The following is a 15,252-nucleotide window of genomic DNA, read 5'->3' on the forward strand; positions in this document are numbered from 1 at the left end:
AGCATTTCCGAATTTATGGTAAAGTCCGTAGCGATTAACCTTAAAAAGTGCCTATTAACACATTAAACGCTGGTTGCGTGTTCAGGCAAATAGGCCTAAGGGATAGCACGCAAACTATTATTCGGCTCTTCTAGATAGCTTGGCCACCGAGCTTGCAGTAGCCGTCAGTACGTTTTTGTCGTTGTAAATATGGCCTTCAATAAAGGCTACTTTATAACCTTTCTTCACCGCCCAACCTTCGACCCGTAACTTTCCTGCGCGGGTGGGCTCCAAGTAGGTAGTTTTTATTTCCAATGACGAAATAGTGGTAATATCTCTGCTTAGCGCCATTACCGCGTGGCTCATTGCGGTATCAAGCATGGCAGTGACAAAGCCGCCCTGTACTATGTCTACGGAGTGGCAATAGTCTTTGCCTATATCGAATTCAAATCGACAAGCGTCTTTGTCGACGTCAAAATCGACCAACTTTCCTCCAAGTAAACTTATGAACTTAGGGGCATGTTGATTTATCTTTTCAATGGCTTGCTCTTTACTCATCATAAAATTACTCGTCATAGAATTAATCGTCACAAAATAACGGCCTGTGTTATCAGCTGATAACTGACCGTGTCACGTACTGCGCAAGAGCGATTATTATTGATTCGGGGGATCATGAATAATTTCATCTAATGATGAGTGGTTATAATCAAACAGAAAACTTATTTTGTCCTGCACTGCCGTTAATGTTTTTTTAACGCCAGAATCAAGCACACGACAACAGCTAAGAATACAATGCTGTATTGAAGCGACCAATGAAGAGACTATTGAAACGACTACGCACTATAACGACCAGTAAACGAAAGGCCAGTAACCCTTTAGAGAGATATCGATAGAAATAAGTGCGTGAAACATAAACCTAAAAGCGGAAAAGCAAAAAACGCGAGAACACCGCATCCCACAGGGCATTCTACACCCAATTGCATCGCTTAGATTTTACCTAGATTAAATTTACTTAAGTTAAAGTGAGCGCGGGCACGCTCACTTTATTTTGGTAAAAGGTTATTAATACGTCTCGAATTCTTGCTTCTAATACGTGCTTCGAAAGAGGTGAATTGTTGCTTTATTACTTTATGGCTTTATTGCTTAATTTCGCTGATTTGCACGCTGGGTTGCGTATTGGTGAAGTTAACTAAATCCGCCAAAATCACTTCTTGGTGAGGGCCGAATGCCTGCTGGAACGATTCCACCGATTCAAACACCAAATGCCCCATAGCGATGTACGTAGCGCTTTGTCCCGGAGCACCACCCGCTAGGCCTAAATCAGCATGAGCCGACACAAGCGCCTTACCGACTAACTCGGCTACAAGCGGCAGGTGCGTAGCACGGTAATAATCCATATCAAAGGTGGCGTTTTCACTGTTTGGGTATAACACACTGACTTTAATCATTTAATTTGTCCTACTAAGGTAATAATAAGTATTGGTACTTAACCAACAAAGCAGCGGTTTGCGCACCAATATGAACGACTGTTCAAGTATGTATTAAGCTCGGTGACTGTGCCAGTGCTTTATTGCTATTTTTACGATCAGTAACGAATTTGGATAAAACCCAGCACTACATCGGCGGCGCGCGATAACTGCGTCCTTAACGGACCCCTGGCGGTTATTGGCCTCAGGCGGGTATTGGCCTCAGGCGGACAATAAGCCCTCAGGCGGTTACATCGCTCGGCAATGGATTGCTGCCATACGGCCTATGTGCACCGTTAAATCATCGCCTTTACCGCGAATGCTGTTCGGTCCATTGGAGTATGAAAACCCTGACGCTGTGGGCTGCTGCGTAAGCTCTATGTCTTCGTTGTTACGGGTCATGACCGCGCGTTCACTGTCTTGGTAAAAACGCACGGTAACAGGGTCATTGCGCTCACATTCAAAAATCACCTGAGTGTACTGCTTTGCATCTTCTGCCTCCTGGCGTTTTTTATCTTCGATGCTCGCTTGTGGGCTACATGCCTGCATACTAACGATCACAAATGATATGAGTAACGATTTTGGCAAATGAGCTTTAATGTGTGGCTTCATCTTGGTTTCCCTAACATAATCGAATGAACAACAGCGCAGCATCACAGCAAAACCATAATAGGAAGGGCTTAATCAAAAACCGCTGGACGCATTCTGAGACGGTCACTTATTAATGCGGATTGGTATTAGAGCCGCTCGCTGACTTCTTGCGCTGCCCGTTGCCCCGAGACTATCGCAGACTCCATACCCGAGTACATAAACTCTGTATGCTCACCCGCAAAATGTAACTTTCCCTCAATACTGGCCATATGCGGTACTAATGTTTGTACTTGTCCAGGCGCGAATTGAATATATGCCCCCTTTGAGAACCGCTCGTTAGCCCACGATTGATGATGAACGACCTCGGTTTTACCTTTTAGCCCTGGGTAATGCTTATCTAGGGCTTTTTTGACGATGTTTACCGCTTCGCTCGTGCTAAGTCTATCTAACACTTTAGCTTGCTGGCCGTTTATCCAACTGGTTAAGTAGCGCAACTCACCGGCATCATCGACTTGACTAAACACGCGGCCAAGAGCGTTATCTGTCCACAAGTTTGTGGCCTGCACCATAGAAACATCCGCTTGATTTTTCACTGCAAAATGTACTTGGGTAACGGGTGTATACTGCGCATGCTGAATCGCATGGCGTTTTTGCGGGCTGATATCGGCCTTAATATCAACATCTTTTAATGCGGAAAATGGGCTGGTGATAATACAGCGCTTGCCAATATACTGGCTGCCATCTTCACAGCGCACTGCCACTTTATCGCTGCTTTGACTTATACTCGTTACGATTTTCGCCGTGAGCAATTCCTCTGTGAGATCATCAGCCAGAGCCTGAATAAAACGGCTATTTCCACCTTTGATTTTTTGCGCACCTCTTCCGCCGATGCGGGCTAGACTCAAACGGTAGAACGCATCTGCGGCTGACAACTCTTTTAAGCTCAAAGCATTAATATTGGCATCCATTAAGCGCAGCGCTTCTGGGGATATGTTTTGCTGTTTAAAATAGGCCTCTAATGATATGTCTAACGGTGCGTATTTTTCTGATGTCCAATCCCAAGGCAGAGCATATTCTGGGCCTTTGCTTAACATCTGATAATACAAACGTGAAGGCAGAGTGTTTTTTTCAGATGCTGCTAGCGAATTTTGCGGGTGAGTTGGCCACTCATCGGCGCTTATACGTTGTCCGTTTATCACAAAGGTGTTTTGTTCAGCATATTGCCCCAACGACACAAGAGGTAAATCAAGTTGCTGGGCAAAGGTACGCATTAAACCGTACCCCTGACCGATTTGCAGCCCTCCAACCTCAGCATGTATGCCATGTGTATTAATGGTTTGAATTCGCCCGCCAACGCGCTTGCGCGCTTCTAGCAGTAACACCTTGAGCCCCTGCGCTTTTAAATAACGGGCACTGGTTAAGCCGGCTAATCCGGCACCGATAATAATGACATCTGCGCGATGACTACCACTAGCCCACAACGGCGCAGTAATGCCACCTGCGCCCAACATTAATGAGCTAGCCCCTAAGCCTTTAATGATTTGCCTACGATGCATGATTTACCTCTGTTGAAACTAACACTGAATAGTAGTCAATAAAAAAGCGAGATAACTCGCTTTTAAAGGTTGGCAATGAAGCGAGCCCTTGGCCCGCTATATTTTTAGCTAGGCTAACGTCTTAAAATTTATAAGATGCGGTTATGCCCACTTCTCGGCCTCTGCTGGGCGCCACAGGAAACGCGCGCGAACCATAAGCAAAACTCTGCACATCAACATACCTAAATACATAGGTTGGGGTGTCATTATCCGTCACATTATTTACCCATGCGGTTAAGCGTACATTTTCCAGTTGTACCCCAGCTTTTAAATTAACTAACTGACGTGATCCTGTCTCAATTAAGTTGTGTACGTGGGCATAACGGCTTGAATCATATGAAAAGTCCATACGACTAAAGACTTCTACCCCTTCTTTTACTTGCGTGGAATAGCTCAGTGCTAATGTGGCTTCGTTCTTCGGTACTTGAGGCGGTGAATTGCCTTTTAGATCACCAAATTCACGTAGGTTATCCCCCACACAGAAGCTTGATGCTCCCCCCGGCGCAAAGAAGCGGCACTGATTACTATCAAACAATTCTTCAAATTGCGCATCGGTGCGTGATAAACCAAATTCTAAACTAAAATTCTCATTGATAAGCCAAGTACCTTCAATCTCAAGCCCTTTGATTTCTGTAGAGCCGGCATTAGATGTATATGAAACTGGCGGGCCTTCTACTTCATCAAAGCTATCGGTTAGCTGCTGTTTGGTCCAATCCATGGTGTAAGCGGCTGCTGACACGTACAAGCTTCCATCGAACAAGGTAGATTTCACCCCAAGTTCATACATCACCATGTCTTCTTCGTCTATAACGACCAAATCATTGGGCAGCAAAGTACTTGTATTAAACCCTCCAGGGCTGTTGCCTTCAGAGCGCGTTAAGTACATTAGCGTGTCGTCACTCACATCATACTCAGCGATAAAACGCGTGGTGGTGCTATCAAACTCGTTACTGACATTAGCAAATTCCGCGTTTTGAATTAACTCATCATAGGCCTGCGTATTAACTTCATCACTGGAGCGACGAATTTCAGCTGACAAACGAAAATCATCGGTAAATTCGTAGGTCGCCATGGCCATCAATGCTTGGTTTTCTAGTTCTTCGGCAAAACTATCCACTGCATTTGGTTCAGCTTCTGAATGCCATAAATATGCGCCCACTGACCAATACAAACGATCGTCGAAAGCACTAGAGTTGAAGCGTATTTCGTGGCTGTACTCATCCGTACCTGATGAATCCAAGGTGTACCATGAGTCTGCTGGCACTAAGAAAGGGCCACCACTGAAAAACCCAAAACTAAAGGATTCTTCAGCGCCATTGTAAGTTTGGTCTAAACCGGTTTCCCCATCACGCGAGTTCCAGCCGCTGATCCAAGAAAGAGTACCAAAATCAAAATGGTGATTAACTTTAAAGCTAATATGCTCACTGGTTACCCTTAGCCCATAATCATCATTATCTAAGAATCCGCCACCACCGATACTAATGGGCTGATTTCTGAGCGCTTCTCCGCAATAATATGGCCTAGTATCCAAAAAGCAGTTGTTATCAGCCGCCCCTTGATAACCAAAAGGCTGCGCCTCATCATCATTTTCGTTATATATGTAGTTAACGGAAATATCAGTATTTTTACTCGGTGTAAAATAGAAACCTAACATGCCAGATTTGGTTTTCTCGCCACCAACATCTGGGCCATCTTCCTTGGTGTTTTCCCAGTCACCATCATAACTATCTGCAGAAATAGACGCTCGAAAGGCAAACATATCGGATAGCTTACTCGATACCCCGGCGGCTAATTTCTGGTTTCCGTTTTGACCTAACGTGAGGTTAACGTAACCTGATAACTCGTCACTCGGACGACTGGTAATAAAGTTAATTGCCCCAGAGAAAGTACGACGGCCGTACTGAGCACTTTGCGGACCTTTTACAATTTCTACTCGCTCAATCAAATCCAGCGGTAAACTTTGAATCGAGCCTCCAAAATATACACCATCAATAAAATACGAGGCTTTTTGAGAGCCAAAGCCTGGGATCCATGACACACCGCGGATGACAGGAATATCAGATTGGCGTCCGAATGTACGCTCCATCGACATACCCACGGCACTCACCGCGATATCGTTGATATTCCTCAAACCGGCTTCTTCGATATCGTCCGCACTAAAGGTCGTCACTGAAATCGGGATTTTATTTAATGTTTCTTTACGATAACGAGACGTAACTTCAATTTGCTCAATCACTTCTTGATCGAACACCGTTTCTGTATCAGGTGCTGTTTCTTGAGCCATTGCTCCAAGCGGCATACTTACAAGCGGTGCCATTAAGGCTAGCTTGATCATTTGCGCTACTTTACTGCGGCTAAAATGCATGTTCATGGGTGGTCCTCTAACTTTATTGTAATAATTTGGCGTTATGTGCAACCCGAAACCGACAATGTCTCTAGTTGGCAGATATCACTCTAGCCAAATTTGCACGGACAAATTCGTTGAAAAATTCCTCGATTGACATTTATCAATCAAATTCGTTTGACAAATGTCAAAGTTAACCACTGTTATAAAAAAGCTGTAAAAAAGTTATAAAGACGCGATAAATCTACCTATTTAAGTATAGGTAACTCCTTGTCAGTGATACAAAAAAAAGGCGGGACATTAATTGCCCGCCTTATTTACGTATCGCCGAAACGGCGCGCTTAGAAGCTAAAATGGGGCCGGATTTGTTTAACTTTTACGCCCGCTTGCATCCATCGTAAATTCATTCCCGTTGTTGGGTTGCTACGGTCGCTCCAAATATAGGTAATGGTTTTGCCAGTGGCATCATCAATCAGACCAAATTTAAAAATGGGGTCAGAGGTATTCTGATAGGTCAACAACGCCAGTTGAATCGAGTAACCCGTTTTTTCCCCTGTTTTCGCATCTTGCAAGGCAACAATTTGCCCTTCGTTGTGCAGTAACAAGTCACGATTAAAAATCCATCTTGCATCTTCCGAGGCCTCTTTTCCGCCGACTCGAGCGCCGCCCCAGCCAGTAAAGTAAGTCACTTTGCGATTTTTATGGGGAATACCCGCTTTGTTGCCGAAAACATAATTACCGTCTTCATCTGCGGCTTTATCCGCGATCCAAATTTCGTTGTCTGTTAGACGCAAGGTATCGTTAAAAAAGATTTTTTTACCGCTACGTTTAGACACAATACTACAGGTGTTCTGCCCCATGGTGCCGTCAAAGTACTTACCGTTAAATCGCCAGTACACTTCACACCCTGGGTAAGTCACAATTTCATCTCGGCTTAATTTTTCATAAAGTTCGGGGTGTAAATGCGCATCAGCATACTTAGCTTCGTCCTTGAAACGAAAGATATTGAGCTGCAAAGCGCCCTTATCTTCGTTGGGCAGAAATTGGTACAACCGCTGGCGATATACCTTACTCGGATCACCGTCCATGTATTGCTTTACAAAGTAAGTGGTGCCTTCAAGTGCTGGCGTTGCCAGTGGCGCAAAGACATGATGGATATGCTCATGGACCTGTAAATCAGGCTCTTTTTCCTTATTGATATTGTCTTGCCAGTGCTGTTCGTGGTTATCAAACTCAGCGGCAAACCACTGATGAAAAAGCGCTTCTTGAATAGTGTCTTTGGCCTGTACCTGAGCTTGGGTCGATGAGGCTCGTTCTTGAGTGGCGCTCTTTTGGCTCGCACAACCGACTAAACTAGCAGCCACACAAAGTGCAGCGATGATCTGTTTCATAACTTTCCCTACTTGGTTAAATGAACGCATTTTCACTGCGCATATTGGCAATATCTTGTTCGCTATAGCCCAGCTCTGCTAACAGCGCTTGGGTGTCTTGACTAAAGGACGGCAAGGTAAGATTCGGCTGAGCCGGTTCATGGCGAAACTTAACGGGTACACCCAGGTGCAAGTTGCCCTGCTCGTCATTGAGCAACATATCGCGTTGCACCAAATGTTCGTCACGTACGGCCTCGTTTAAACTGCGAACCGGCGACCAACACACATCAATGTTCGCTAAAAATGCCTGCCACTGGTCAAGTGTCTTTTCTAAAAAGGTAGACTGAAGAAAGGCTGTCACTGGTGCTTGATCTGGCCCCGGTGGCAACTGGCACAAATTAATTAAGTCTTCTCTGCCAAGCGCAGTAAGCAGGTTTACTGCAAATTTAAGTTCGCTCCCCCCTAGGGTTAAATATTTGTCATCTGCGGTTTGATATATGTTGTACATCGCGGCACCGCCCCAGCTGCGTTCCTGTTTGGGCTCAGGTGAACGGTTTTCGGCGAATGGCGGCCCCATGACATTGGCATACCAAGCGACCAAAGAGTCCTGCATAGAGATATCAAGGTAGTCACCTTTACCTGTTTGCTGACAGCGCAACAGCGCCATCAACACTCCAGAAAAGGCCATTAGACTGCCAGCCATATCAGCCACTGGCATACCGGGCTGCGCTGGTTTAGCATCTTGCCCTTGGTTAATTTGCACGGCGCCAGAATCTGCCTGAATACTCAGGTCATGAGCCGGATTCAATCGTTTAGGACCGGTTTGCCCATAGGCCGAAATAGAACAGTAAACTAACTTAGGGTTAATCTTTGCGATGGTATCGAAGTCAATCCCTAGTCGCTCAACCACGCCGGGCCTAAAGGCTTCAACCACCACATCAACGGTTTCGCACAGCTTATAAAACGCCTGTTTTCCTGCGTCACTTTTTAAATTCAAGTTGATGCTTTTCTTGCCACGAAATACGTTTCTAAACCACACAGACTGGCCGTTTTGCTTCAGGCCAATGTTTCGCACCGGTTCGCCTGTTGGCGGTTCAAGGCTGATGACTTCTGCCCCGTGATCGGCCATCATCATGGTGAAGTGTGGCCCGGGCAAAAAGAGGGATAAATCTAATACGCGAATACCCTGTAATTTCACTTTGCTGTGCTCCTGAAGTTTGCTGAGGGATTAGACCACGTTGTTCTGGCTAAGATGGGTTATTTCCTGCTCGCTGTAACCCAGCTCTTTTAGCAAAATCTCAGTGTCGTTACCCATAGCGACCGCCGCTTTGCCTGATAGGCGTTGTCCGTCAAGCTTGATAGGGTTCGCTAGAATTTCCATATCTTGGTTGTGCGGATGAGGAACAGACTGCACCATGCCAATGTCTCGAATGTACTGGTTATTCAACGCTTCTGGTACATCGTAAACCGGCGCACAAGGAATACGCCCTTTTAGCACTTCCAACCAATGTGCGGTGGGATGAGTAGCTAAAACGCGATCGATTTCTGTGGTCAAAACATCGCGATTTTCGCGCCGCCCGGCGACTTGCGCAAAACGGTCTTCTTTTAACACTTCATCATCTAAAATATCGACTAACACATCCCAGAACTTATCTGTCATGGCCATCAAAAATACAAAGCTGTCTTGGGTTTTGTACAATTGACAAGGCACCGTCGCCGGGTGGGCTGAGCGCGCCACCCGCTGCACAACATGCTGCTCATTCAGATACCAAGTTGCAGGGTAAGACAATTGGTGCAATGCCACATCAAATAATGAGACGTCAACATCCCTGCCCTGACCTGTGCGATGGGCGCCAAGTATGCCAGCGGTTAGCCCTAACGACGCCACAGCTCCGGTCATGAAATCAACCATGGAAACCCCAAAACGCGTGGGCGCTTGGTCGGGCTCACCTGTAAGCGACATCAAGCCTGCTTCGGCCTGCATCAAGTAATCATAACCCGGCCAACTGGCACGGTCATTATCACGCCCATAGGCAGATAAATGGCCACACACAATTTTAGGGTTCACCTGTTTTAATTGTTCATAGGTAATGCCCAACTTTTGCGGTTGGTCGCCACGTAAATTGTTGGTCACGGCATCGGCGGTTCTAACCAGCTCTTCAAACACCTTGCGCCCTTCTTCTGACTTTAAATTCAAGGTAAGACTTTTTTTATTCACGTTGAAAGTCTGATAAAAATAGCTGTCGTTTTCACCGATAAAAAACGGCCCAGTTTGGCGAGATACGTCTCCCCCTATGGCTGGGTTCTCAATTTTTATGACCTCTGCGCCTAAATCAGCCAAATACATAGAGCCGTATGGACCTGCACCGTATTGTTCAACGGCGATGATCCTCACACCATCAAGAGGGAGTTGTGTCATGCTTGTGTCCTGTTGTAATGCGCCAAATAATCACGCGAACTTGCCCGTGTTCATCATGGCGCAATGAAAGTCTCTAAATTTTGTTTTTATCGATTAATTGCTTAGCAATAATGATGCGCTGCATTTCGTTCGTGCCTTCACCGATACACATCAACATGGCATCTCGGTAGTAGCGCTCAATGTCGTACTCTACTGAGTAGCTGTAGCCGCCAAAGATACGCATGGCTTCGTTGGCACAAAACACACCAGCTTCTGAGCCAAAGTATTTCGCCATGCCTGCTTCCATATCGCAGCGTTCGTTAGCGTCATACTTTGTCGCCGCTTGCTCTATTAACAAGCGAGCTGCTTCAACCTGAGTGGCCATTTCGCCTAATTTGAGTTGAATAGCCTGATGCTGGCATATCGCCTTACCAAATGTTTCACGTTCTTGGGCGTAGCGCACTGCTAACTCCGTTGCTCCCTGAGCAATACCAGCGCCGCGTGCAGCAACGTTAATGCGACCGAGCTCTAGGCCTCCAATGGCGTGTTTAAAGCCAGAACCTTCTTTTTCGCCGACTAAATTGGCAGCGGGCACTCGTACGTTTTCAAACACCACTTCGCAAGTATCAATTGAGCGATAACCTAGCTTGGTCATTTTTGAGACGGTGATCCCAGGTTTGAAATTGCCTTGTGCGTCTTTGGTTTCCACGATAAACATGCTGGTGCCCTTGTGGGCTGGCACAGCGTCGAGATCTGTTTTCACCAATACAGCTAATGAATTGCCATTTAACGAATTGGTGATCCAGGTTTTTGCGCCATTAATAATGTATTCATCGCCATCTTTCACTGCGGTGGTGCGAATGGCTTGTAAATCGGTGCCAGCATTTGGCTCGGTCAATGCGACGCCACCGCGTAGTTCACCTGTTGCCATACGCGGTAAAAACCGCTCTTTTTGTGCTTGGGTACCGCAACGTTCAATCGCTGAGGCTTGAATTAAATGCGAATTGAAGATGCCACTTGGGGCCATCCATGCAGAGGCCACCTTCATCACGATTTTGGCGTAAATAGATGCGGGTAATCCAAGGCCACCGAACTCCTGGCCTATGGTGGCACCAAATAGACCCAACTCTTTCATTTGCTCAGCAAGCGCATGGGGATATTTATCTTGTTGATCATGCTCTTTGGCAATGGGTCGAACATCGTTTTCTACCCATTTGTCGATCATGTCTATGATCCCTAACTCATCTTCTTTTGACCATGCTTCAGACATAGCAAACCTCTACTGATTATCTACCGATTAATAGTTAACTTTCTCTTCTACAGAGTGTCCTTGTTTGGCAATAAGCATTTTGCGCACAAAGCTACACACTTGCTTGCCATCCTGATTAAAGCCCAGTGTTTCCACGGTCACTATGCCTGCGCCTGGACGCGATTTAGACTCGCGCTTGTCAATCACTTTTGACTCAGCATACAAGGTGTCATCTTCAAACAGTGGGTAGGTCATTTTGATGTCTTCCCAGCCCAAATTTGCAATCGCTTTTTGGCTGACATCAGTGACGCTCATTCCCACCATCAAAGCAACGGTGAAAGGTGAGCAAACGATACATTTACCAAATTCACTGGCTTTGGCGTACTCGTCGTCAAAGTGCATTGGGTGGGTATTCATGGTTAACAAAGTAAACCAGGTGTTGTCTGTTTTGGTAATTGTGCGACCTGGACGGTGCTCGTAGGTGTCTCCGACGGTAAACTCTTCAAAACATCTGCCGAACGTTTCACGATAACGGTTTTCGCCGACTTTTTTTACATTCTGTACCATTAGTTTTCTCTCTCGGTTATCAATTTGAAGAAGCACTATTAACTAACGCTAGCGTTCGTTGACAGGCCAAAATTATCGGCCTATCGACCATTTTATTGTTTACCACCACTACGCCCGCATCAGGGCCATCGACGGCCGCCATCACTTCTTTGGCGTAAGCTACTTGCGCTTCGCTGGGCATAAAGGTGTGGTGAATAGTGTGAATCTGACAAGGATGGATCGCCGCTTTAGCACTAAACCCGAGGGCCTTCACTTTGCTGGTTTCAGCTGCCAGCCCCGCTTGGTCTTTTATGTCGACAAAGGGCACATCGATAAGGCCTACATTGGCCTTCGCAGCGGCGAATACCAACTGGCTACGCACGAATAGCAAGGGCTGATAGCTAAAATCACAGCGTAGCTCTGCTGCCATATCCGCCCCGCCAAACATGATGTGCTCGACCTGCTTACTGGCGCTGGCTATCTGATAGGCGTTTTCAACCCCTTTTAACGTTTCAATGAGGGGCAAAAAGCGTGTACTTGGGTTGCCAATAACACTCTGTGCATGCAACACATCTTCTGCTGATTCACATTTAGCTAGCATCACTACTTCAGGTGCTAGAGGCGCATTGGCAAAAGCCTGTAGGTCTTTTTCTCCCGCTTCACTGCCCACTGGGTTAATGCGCACGCAAAGCGATTGCGTTTGTTGTACGCACTTTAAAACGGCGTCACGTGCTGAATCTTTGTCATTCGGTAGCACAGCATCTTCTAAATCAATGCAGACTAAATCAGCACCTGCCCCTAAGGCTTTTTCAAAGCGCTCAGGGCGAGAACCTGGCACAAACAACAAAGAGCGTAAAACGTCGTTCATGACTACGCTCCCTTCCCATCAGTGGGTGTAATATCTGGCGCGGGCACCTGCTGTTGAAAGGTTTCAGCTATTTGTTGGCGTGTTGCGAACCACACGCCGGGCTTTTCGCTGACATATTTCAAGAACGCTTCAAGCGCACCTATGCGCCCTGGGCGTCCAATAATGCGTAGATGCAAACCCAAGCTCATCATTCTGGGTTGCTCTGCACCTTCCTCGTAAAGCACGTCAAAGGTATCAATAGCGTATTTAAGCCACGCATCTGGCGTTAACGAAGGCGCTACCCACATTTTCATATCATTTGAATCTAGTGCGTATGGCACGATCACCATGGGCTCATCTGAACCTTGCACTGCATCCCAAAAAGGCGCATCGGCGCTGTAATCATCCATGTGATACAAGAAGCCTTCTTCTTGCAAAATGCGCCGAGTATTTTCAGTCAGTAAATAGCGTGATAGCCAACCTAAAGGGCGCTTACCTGTGGTTTTTTCAATGCTGGTGACAGCGTCTTTGATAAACTGACGTTCTTCGTTTTCATCCATACGAAACTGAAATACCCAGCGATAACCGTGAGAGCAAGTTTCGTCATTCCTGCGGCGTATCGCTTGTGCTATTTGCGGCGCGCGTTCTAAGCTCAGCGCTGCGGCAGTCCAAGTGGCTGGCGTTTGATACTTGTCGAGCAACTTAATGATGCGCGGAGCCCCCTCATTAATGCCGTATTGATAATTCGACTCGTTTCCGTAATTGCGCATGGGCTTCTTAAGATGCACTTGCAGCTCGTCCACTGGCTCCATGCCTTTGTCACCCTCTTTAACACTGTACTCAGAGCCTTCTTCTACGTTCACCACGATGGACATGGCGAGTCGTTTGTCTTTTGGCCATTTAAAATCTGACATTAAATTGCTCTCTTATCTTCTTTCATGCTTTTTCTTGGACATTTCTGCTTTACGGGCGCTTTAACGACTAGTGATATTCTTCGCCACCGGACACGTTCATGCATTCGCCCGTGATGTAACTGGCTTGGTCTGAACATAGAAATGCGCAGGCTTTGGCCGTGTCTTCTTGCAAGCCCGGCCGCCCTAAAGGAATGCGGTCTCGCATGTCTTGCATGTACTGCTCATAACCCTTACCGGTTACTTCAGAAAAGTGTGCGTTTTGCCATGCACCTAAACCTGTTGTGACATGATTTGGGCAAATTTCATTGACGTTGATTTTGTGGCTACCTAGCTCAATCGCCGCTACGCGGGTCAAGCCATTCATGCCGTGTTTCGAAGTGGTATACGCAGAAGCATGTCCAAAGGCAGATTTAGAGGCCTGCGAGCCAATATTAATAATTTTACCGCCCTTGCCTTGTTTCACCATTTGCGCGGCTGCGTATTTCACGCCTAGAAAGGTCCCCCGAAGATTAACGCCTAGCACCGCGTCCCATTCATCAATTTGCATATCAAGAATAGATTTCATCAAGTAGCCAATGCCTGCGTTATTCACCCAGATGTCCAGCGCTCCGTAGGTTTGAACGGCAAAATCGACGGTGTCTTGAACGTCTTTTTCGTTTAATACGTTACACACAAAAGCGCTGGCTTCACCGCCTGCTTGCTTGATCTCAGCGACAATCTGATTCATTTCATCACTGTGCCCGATGGCATTGTCTGGGGTGTGTTCATTGGCGGATTGGCCTATGTCAGTCAGCACGACCTTACAACCTTCGGCAGCTAATCGTTTCGCCATCGCTTCACCGAGGCCTGCTTGACGACCTGCCCCGGTAATAACCGCGACCTTGCCTTTTAACTCAGGATATTGAGACATGGGATCCCCTAAAGCGTTGAGGTCAAAATAAACAGCGGATTATCAGCAAATTGCTGAAATTCACTGGCGACCTTTTGCATGGTTTCAGTGGCCACATCCTGGCCAAACTGATCCATATCATTGACCTTGATCAACTCGATATATTGGTAAGGCGGAGTTGCTTCGCTCATCAGCAACCCTTGTGCTTTTAGCACCTCAAAAGAATCAACAGACTTGAGGGCTCCTGCAGTAGGAATATCTGTTTGGGTGGCCCATTGCTGATAAACATTTTCATCAACACCGGCTTTAAGATTAAACAACACGACTAGAGTGGTCATTAGCTACCTCGACGCAAATAATTTGTACGGACAAATTTAGTTTGTGTCAGAAGGCAAGTCAATCATTGCTCAAATTAGCTCTAGAGTATTTGACAAAAAGCAATTGCACGCACAAAGCCATACCCAATAAAGTACTTTCACGCCCACTCCCCCCAACAACCTCCACGTAACGGATACCAGCAAACCCAAACAAAAATCTAGATAATCAGATGTAATCAGGACACCCATGTTAAATATGGCCCAAAAAACCGACAAAAAACCGAGACACCCATTATAAAAATGGTTAATTTTCATCCCTCAACTACACTTGATGCGTGTTCCACCTTATTGAGTCGACTGTTATGCCTCAGTCACGAAAAAGCCAAATCAGTTTAATCGATACGCCTTATTATCACTGTGTGTCCCGTTGTGTACGCCAGTCTTTCTTATGTGGTACTAACACGCTGACAGGGCAAAGCTATGAGCATCGTCGTGGTTGGGTAGAGAAGCGTTTGTTGTTTTTATCGACCGTGTTTGCTATCGACATATGCGCTTATGCAGTGATGAGCAATCATACCCATGTGGTGCTTTGTGTGGATAAAACCCTGGCTGATAACTGGGATACCGAATCGGTACTAAAGCGTTATCACACGCTTCATAAAGGCACGTTACTGACTCAAAAATTTATAAACGGTGATACCTTAACCCAAGGGGAGTTAATCACCCTTGATGATACCGTTGAAATCT

Annotated in this window: 15 protein-coding genes; 1 reads left to right on the forward strand and 14 read right to left on the reverse strand. The window is 46.2% G+C overall.

Features of this window, described 5'->3' with window-relative positions:
• Positions 1–117: 117 nt before the first annotated feature.
• The 14 genes from GCHA_RS14405 to GCHA_RS14470 all read right to left on the reverse strand — a co-directional run bounded on the left by GCHA_RS14405 (position 118) and on the right by GCHA_RS14470 (position 14,526).
• Positions 118–540, reverse strand: coding sequence for a PaaI family thioesterase (locus GCHA_RS14405; protein ID WP_007989447.1), 423 nt, complete (start codon positions 538–540; stop codon positions 118–120).
• 575 nt (positions 541–1,115) lie between these two features.
• Entirely contained in the window at positions 1,116–1,427 is a 312-nt protein-coding gene (locus tag GCHA_RS14410; protein WP_007989450.1) for an EthD family reductase, read from the reverse strand.
• A gap of 267 nt (positions 1,428–1,694) precedes the next feature.
• The gene (locus GCHA_RS14415; RefSeq protein WP_007989451.1) at positions 1,695–2,057 is read right to left on the reverse strand and encodes an MliC family protein; all 363 of its coding nucleotides are present in this window, start codon (positions 2,055–2,057) and stop codon (positions 1,695–1,697) included.
• Positions 2,058–2,182: 125 nt separating this feature from the next.
• Positions 2,183–3,592, reverse strand: a complete 1,410-nt coding sequence (locus GCHA_RS14420) for a flavin monoamine oxidase family protein (protein WP_007989453.1) — start codon at positions 3,590–3,592, stop codon at positions 2,183–2,185.
• A 121-nt stretch (positions 3,593–3,713) separates the two neighbouring features.
• Complete coding sequence (locus GCHA_RS14425; RefSeq protein ID WP_007989455.1) at positions 3,714–6,002, reverse strand: TonB-dependent receptor; 2,289 nt, start codon at positions 6,000–6,002, stop codon at positions 3,714–3,716.
• 314 nt (positions 6,003–6,316) lie between these two features.
• Positions 6,317–7,366 carry a chromophore lyase CpcT/CpeT gene (locus GCHA_RS14430; RefSeq protein WP_007989457.1) on the reverse strand — a complete coding sequence of 350 codons (1,050 nt, stop codon included), beginning with the start codon at positions 7,364–7,366 and terminating at the stop codon, positions 6,317–6,319.
• Between the two features lie 16 nt (positions 7,367–7,382).
• Complete coding sequence (locus tag GCHA_RS14435) at positions 7,383–8,543, reverse strand: CaiB/BaiF CoA transferase family protein (RefSeq protein WP_007989459.1); 1,161 nt, start codon at positions 8,541–8,543, stop codon at positions 7,383–7,385.
• Positions 8,544–8,573: 30 nt separating this feature from the next.
• On the reverse strand, positions 8,574–9,764 hold the full coding sequence (locus GCHA_RS14440; protein WP_007989461.1) for a CaiB/BaiF CoA transferase family protein: 1,191 nt from the start codon (positions 9,762–9,764) through the stop codon (positions 8,574–8,576).
• A gap of 73 nt (positions 9,765–9,837) precedes the next feature.
• Positions 9,838–11,013 carry an acyl-CoA dehydrogenase family protein gene (locus GCHA_RS14445; protein ID WP_007989463.1) on the reverse strand — a complete coding sequence of 392 codons (1,176 nt, stop codon included), beginning with the start codon at positions 11,011–11,013 and terminating at the stop codon, positions 9,838–9,840.
• A 27-nt stretch (positions 11,014–11,040) separates the two neighbouring features.
• Positions 11,041–11,559 (reverse strand): MaoC family dehydratase, encoded by a 519-nt coding sequence (locus GCHA_RS14450; RefSeq protein WP_007989464.1) that lies wholly within the window; start codon positions 11,557–11,559, stop codon positions 11,041–11,043.
• A 19-nt stretch (positions 11,560–11,578) separates the two neighbouring features.
• Positions 11,579–12,406, reverse strand: coding sequence for an HpcH/HpaI aldolase/citrate lyase family protein (locus GCHA_RS14455; protein ID WP_007989466.1), 828 nt, complete (start codon positions 12,404–12,406; stop codon positions 11,579–11,581).
• Between the two features lie 2 nt (positions 12,407–12,408).
• Positions 12,409–13,299, reverse strand: coding sequence for a polysaccharide deacetylase family protein (locus GCHA_RS14460; RefSeq protein WP_007989469.1), 891 nt, complete (start codon positions 13,297–13,299; stop codon positions 12,409–12,411).
• Positions 13,300–13,366: 67 nt separating this feature from the next.
• Complete coding sequence (locus GCHA_RS14465) at positions 13,367–14,209, reverse strand: SDR family NAD(P)-dependent oxidoreductase (protein WP_007989470.1); 843 nt, start codon at positions 14,207–14,209, stop codon at positions 13,367–13,369.
• 8 nt (positions 14,210–14,217) lie between these two features.
• Complete coding sequence (locus GCHA_RS14470) at positions 14,218–14,526, reverse strand: RedY/HapK family protein (protein ID WP_007989471.1); 309 nt, start codon at positions 14,524–14,526, stop codon at positions 14,218–14,220.
• Positions 14,527–14,867: 341 nt separating this feature from the next.
• Here GCHA_RS14470 and GCHA_RS14475 point away from each other — a divergent pair.
• Positions 14,868–15,252: hypothetical protein (locus tag GCHA_RS14475; protein WP_039992563.1), on the forward strand; the 385-nt coding region annotated here is incomplete at its 3' end.

The sequence above is a fragment of the Paraglaciecola chathamensis S18K6 genome (assembly GCA_000314955.1).
GTDB lineage: Bacteria > Pseudomonadota > Gammaproteobacteria > Enterobacterales > Alteromonadaceae > Paraglaciecola > Paraglaciecola chathamensis.

Coding starts and splice junctions, on each gene's coding strand:
- GCHA_RS14405 (WP_007989447.1), bottom strand. CDS start 540: ATGATGAGTAAAGAGCAAGCCATTGAAAAGATAAATCAACATGCCCCT.
- GCHA_RS14410 (WP_007989450.1), bottom strand. CDS start 1,427: ATGATTAAAGTCAGTGTGTTATACCCAAACAGTGAAAACGCCACCTTT.
- GCHA_RS14415 (WP_007989451.1), bottom strand. CDS start 2,057: ATGAAGCCACACATTAAAGCTCATTTGCCAAAATCGTTACTCATATCA.
- GCHA_RS14420 (WP_007989453.1), bottom strand. CDS start 3,592: ATGCATCGTAGGCAAATCATTAAAGGCTTAGGGGCTAGCTCATTAATG.
- GCHA_RS14425 (WP_007989455.1), bottom strand. CDS start 6,002: ATGAACATGCATTTTAGCCGCAGTAAAGTAGCGCAAATGATCAAGCTA.
- GCHA_RS14430 (WP_007989457.1), bottom strand. CDS start 7,366: ATGAAACAGATCATCGCTGCACTTTGTGTGGCTGCTAGTTTAGTCGGT.
- GCHA_RS14440 (WP_007989461.1), bottom strand. CDS start 9,764: ATGACACAACTCCCTCTTGATGGTGTGAGGATCATCGCCGTTGAACAA.
- GCHA_RS14445 (WP_007989463.1), bottom strand. CDS start 11,013: ATGTCTGAAGCATGGTCAAAAGAAGATGAGTTAGGGATCATAGACATG.
- GCHA_RS14450 (WP_007989464.1), bottom strand. CDS start 11,559: ATGGTACAGAATGTAAAAAAAGTCGGCGAAAACCGTTATCGTGAAACG.
- GCHA_RS14455 (WP_007989466.1), bottom strand. CDS start 12,406: ATGAACGACGTTTTACGCTCTTTGTTGTTTGTGCCAGGTTCTCGCCCT.
- GCHA_RS14460 (WP_007989469.1), bottom strand. CDS start 13,299: ATGTCAGATTTTAAATGGCCAAAAGACAAACGACTCGCCATGTCCATC.
- GCHA_RS14465 (WP_007989470.1), bottom strand. CDS start 14,209: ATGTCTCAATATCCTGAGTTAAAAGGCAAGGTCGCGGTTATTACCGGG.
- GCHA_RS14470 (WP_007989471.1), bottom strand. CDS start 14,526: ATGACCACTCTAGTCGTGTTGTTTAATCTTAAAGCCGGTGTTGATGAA.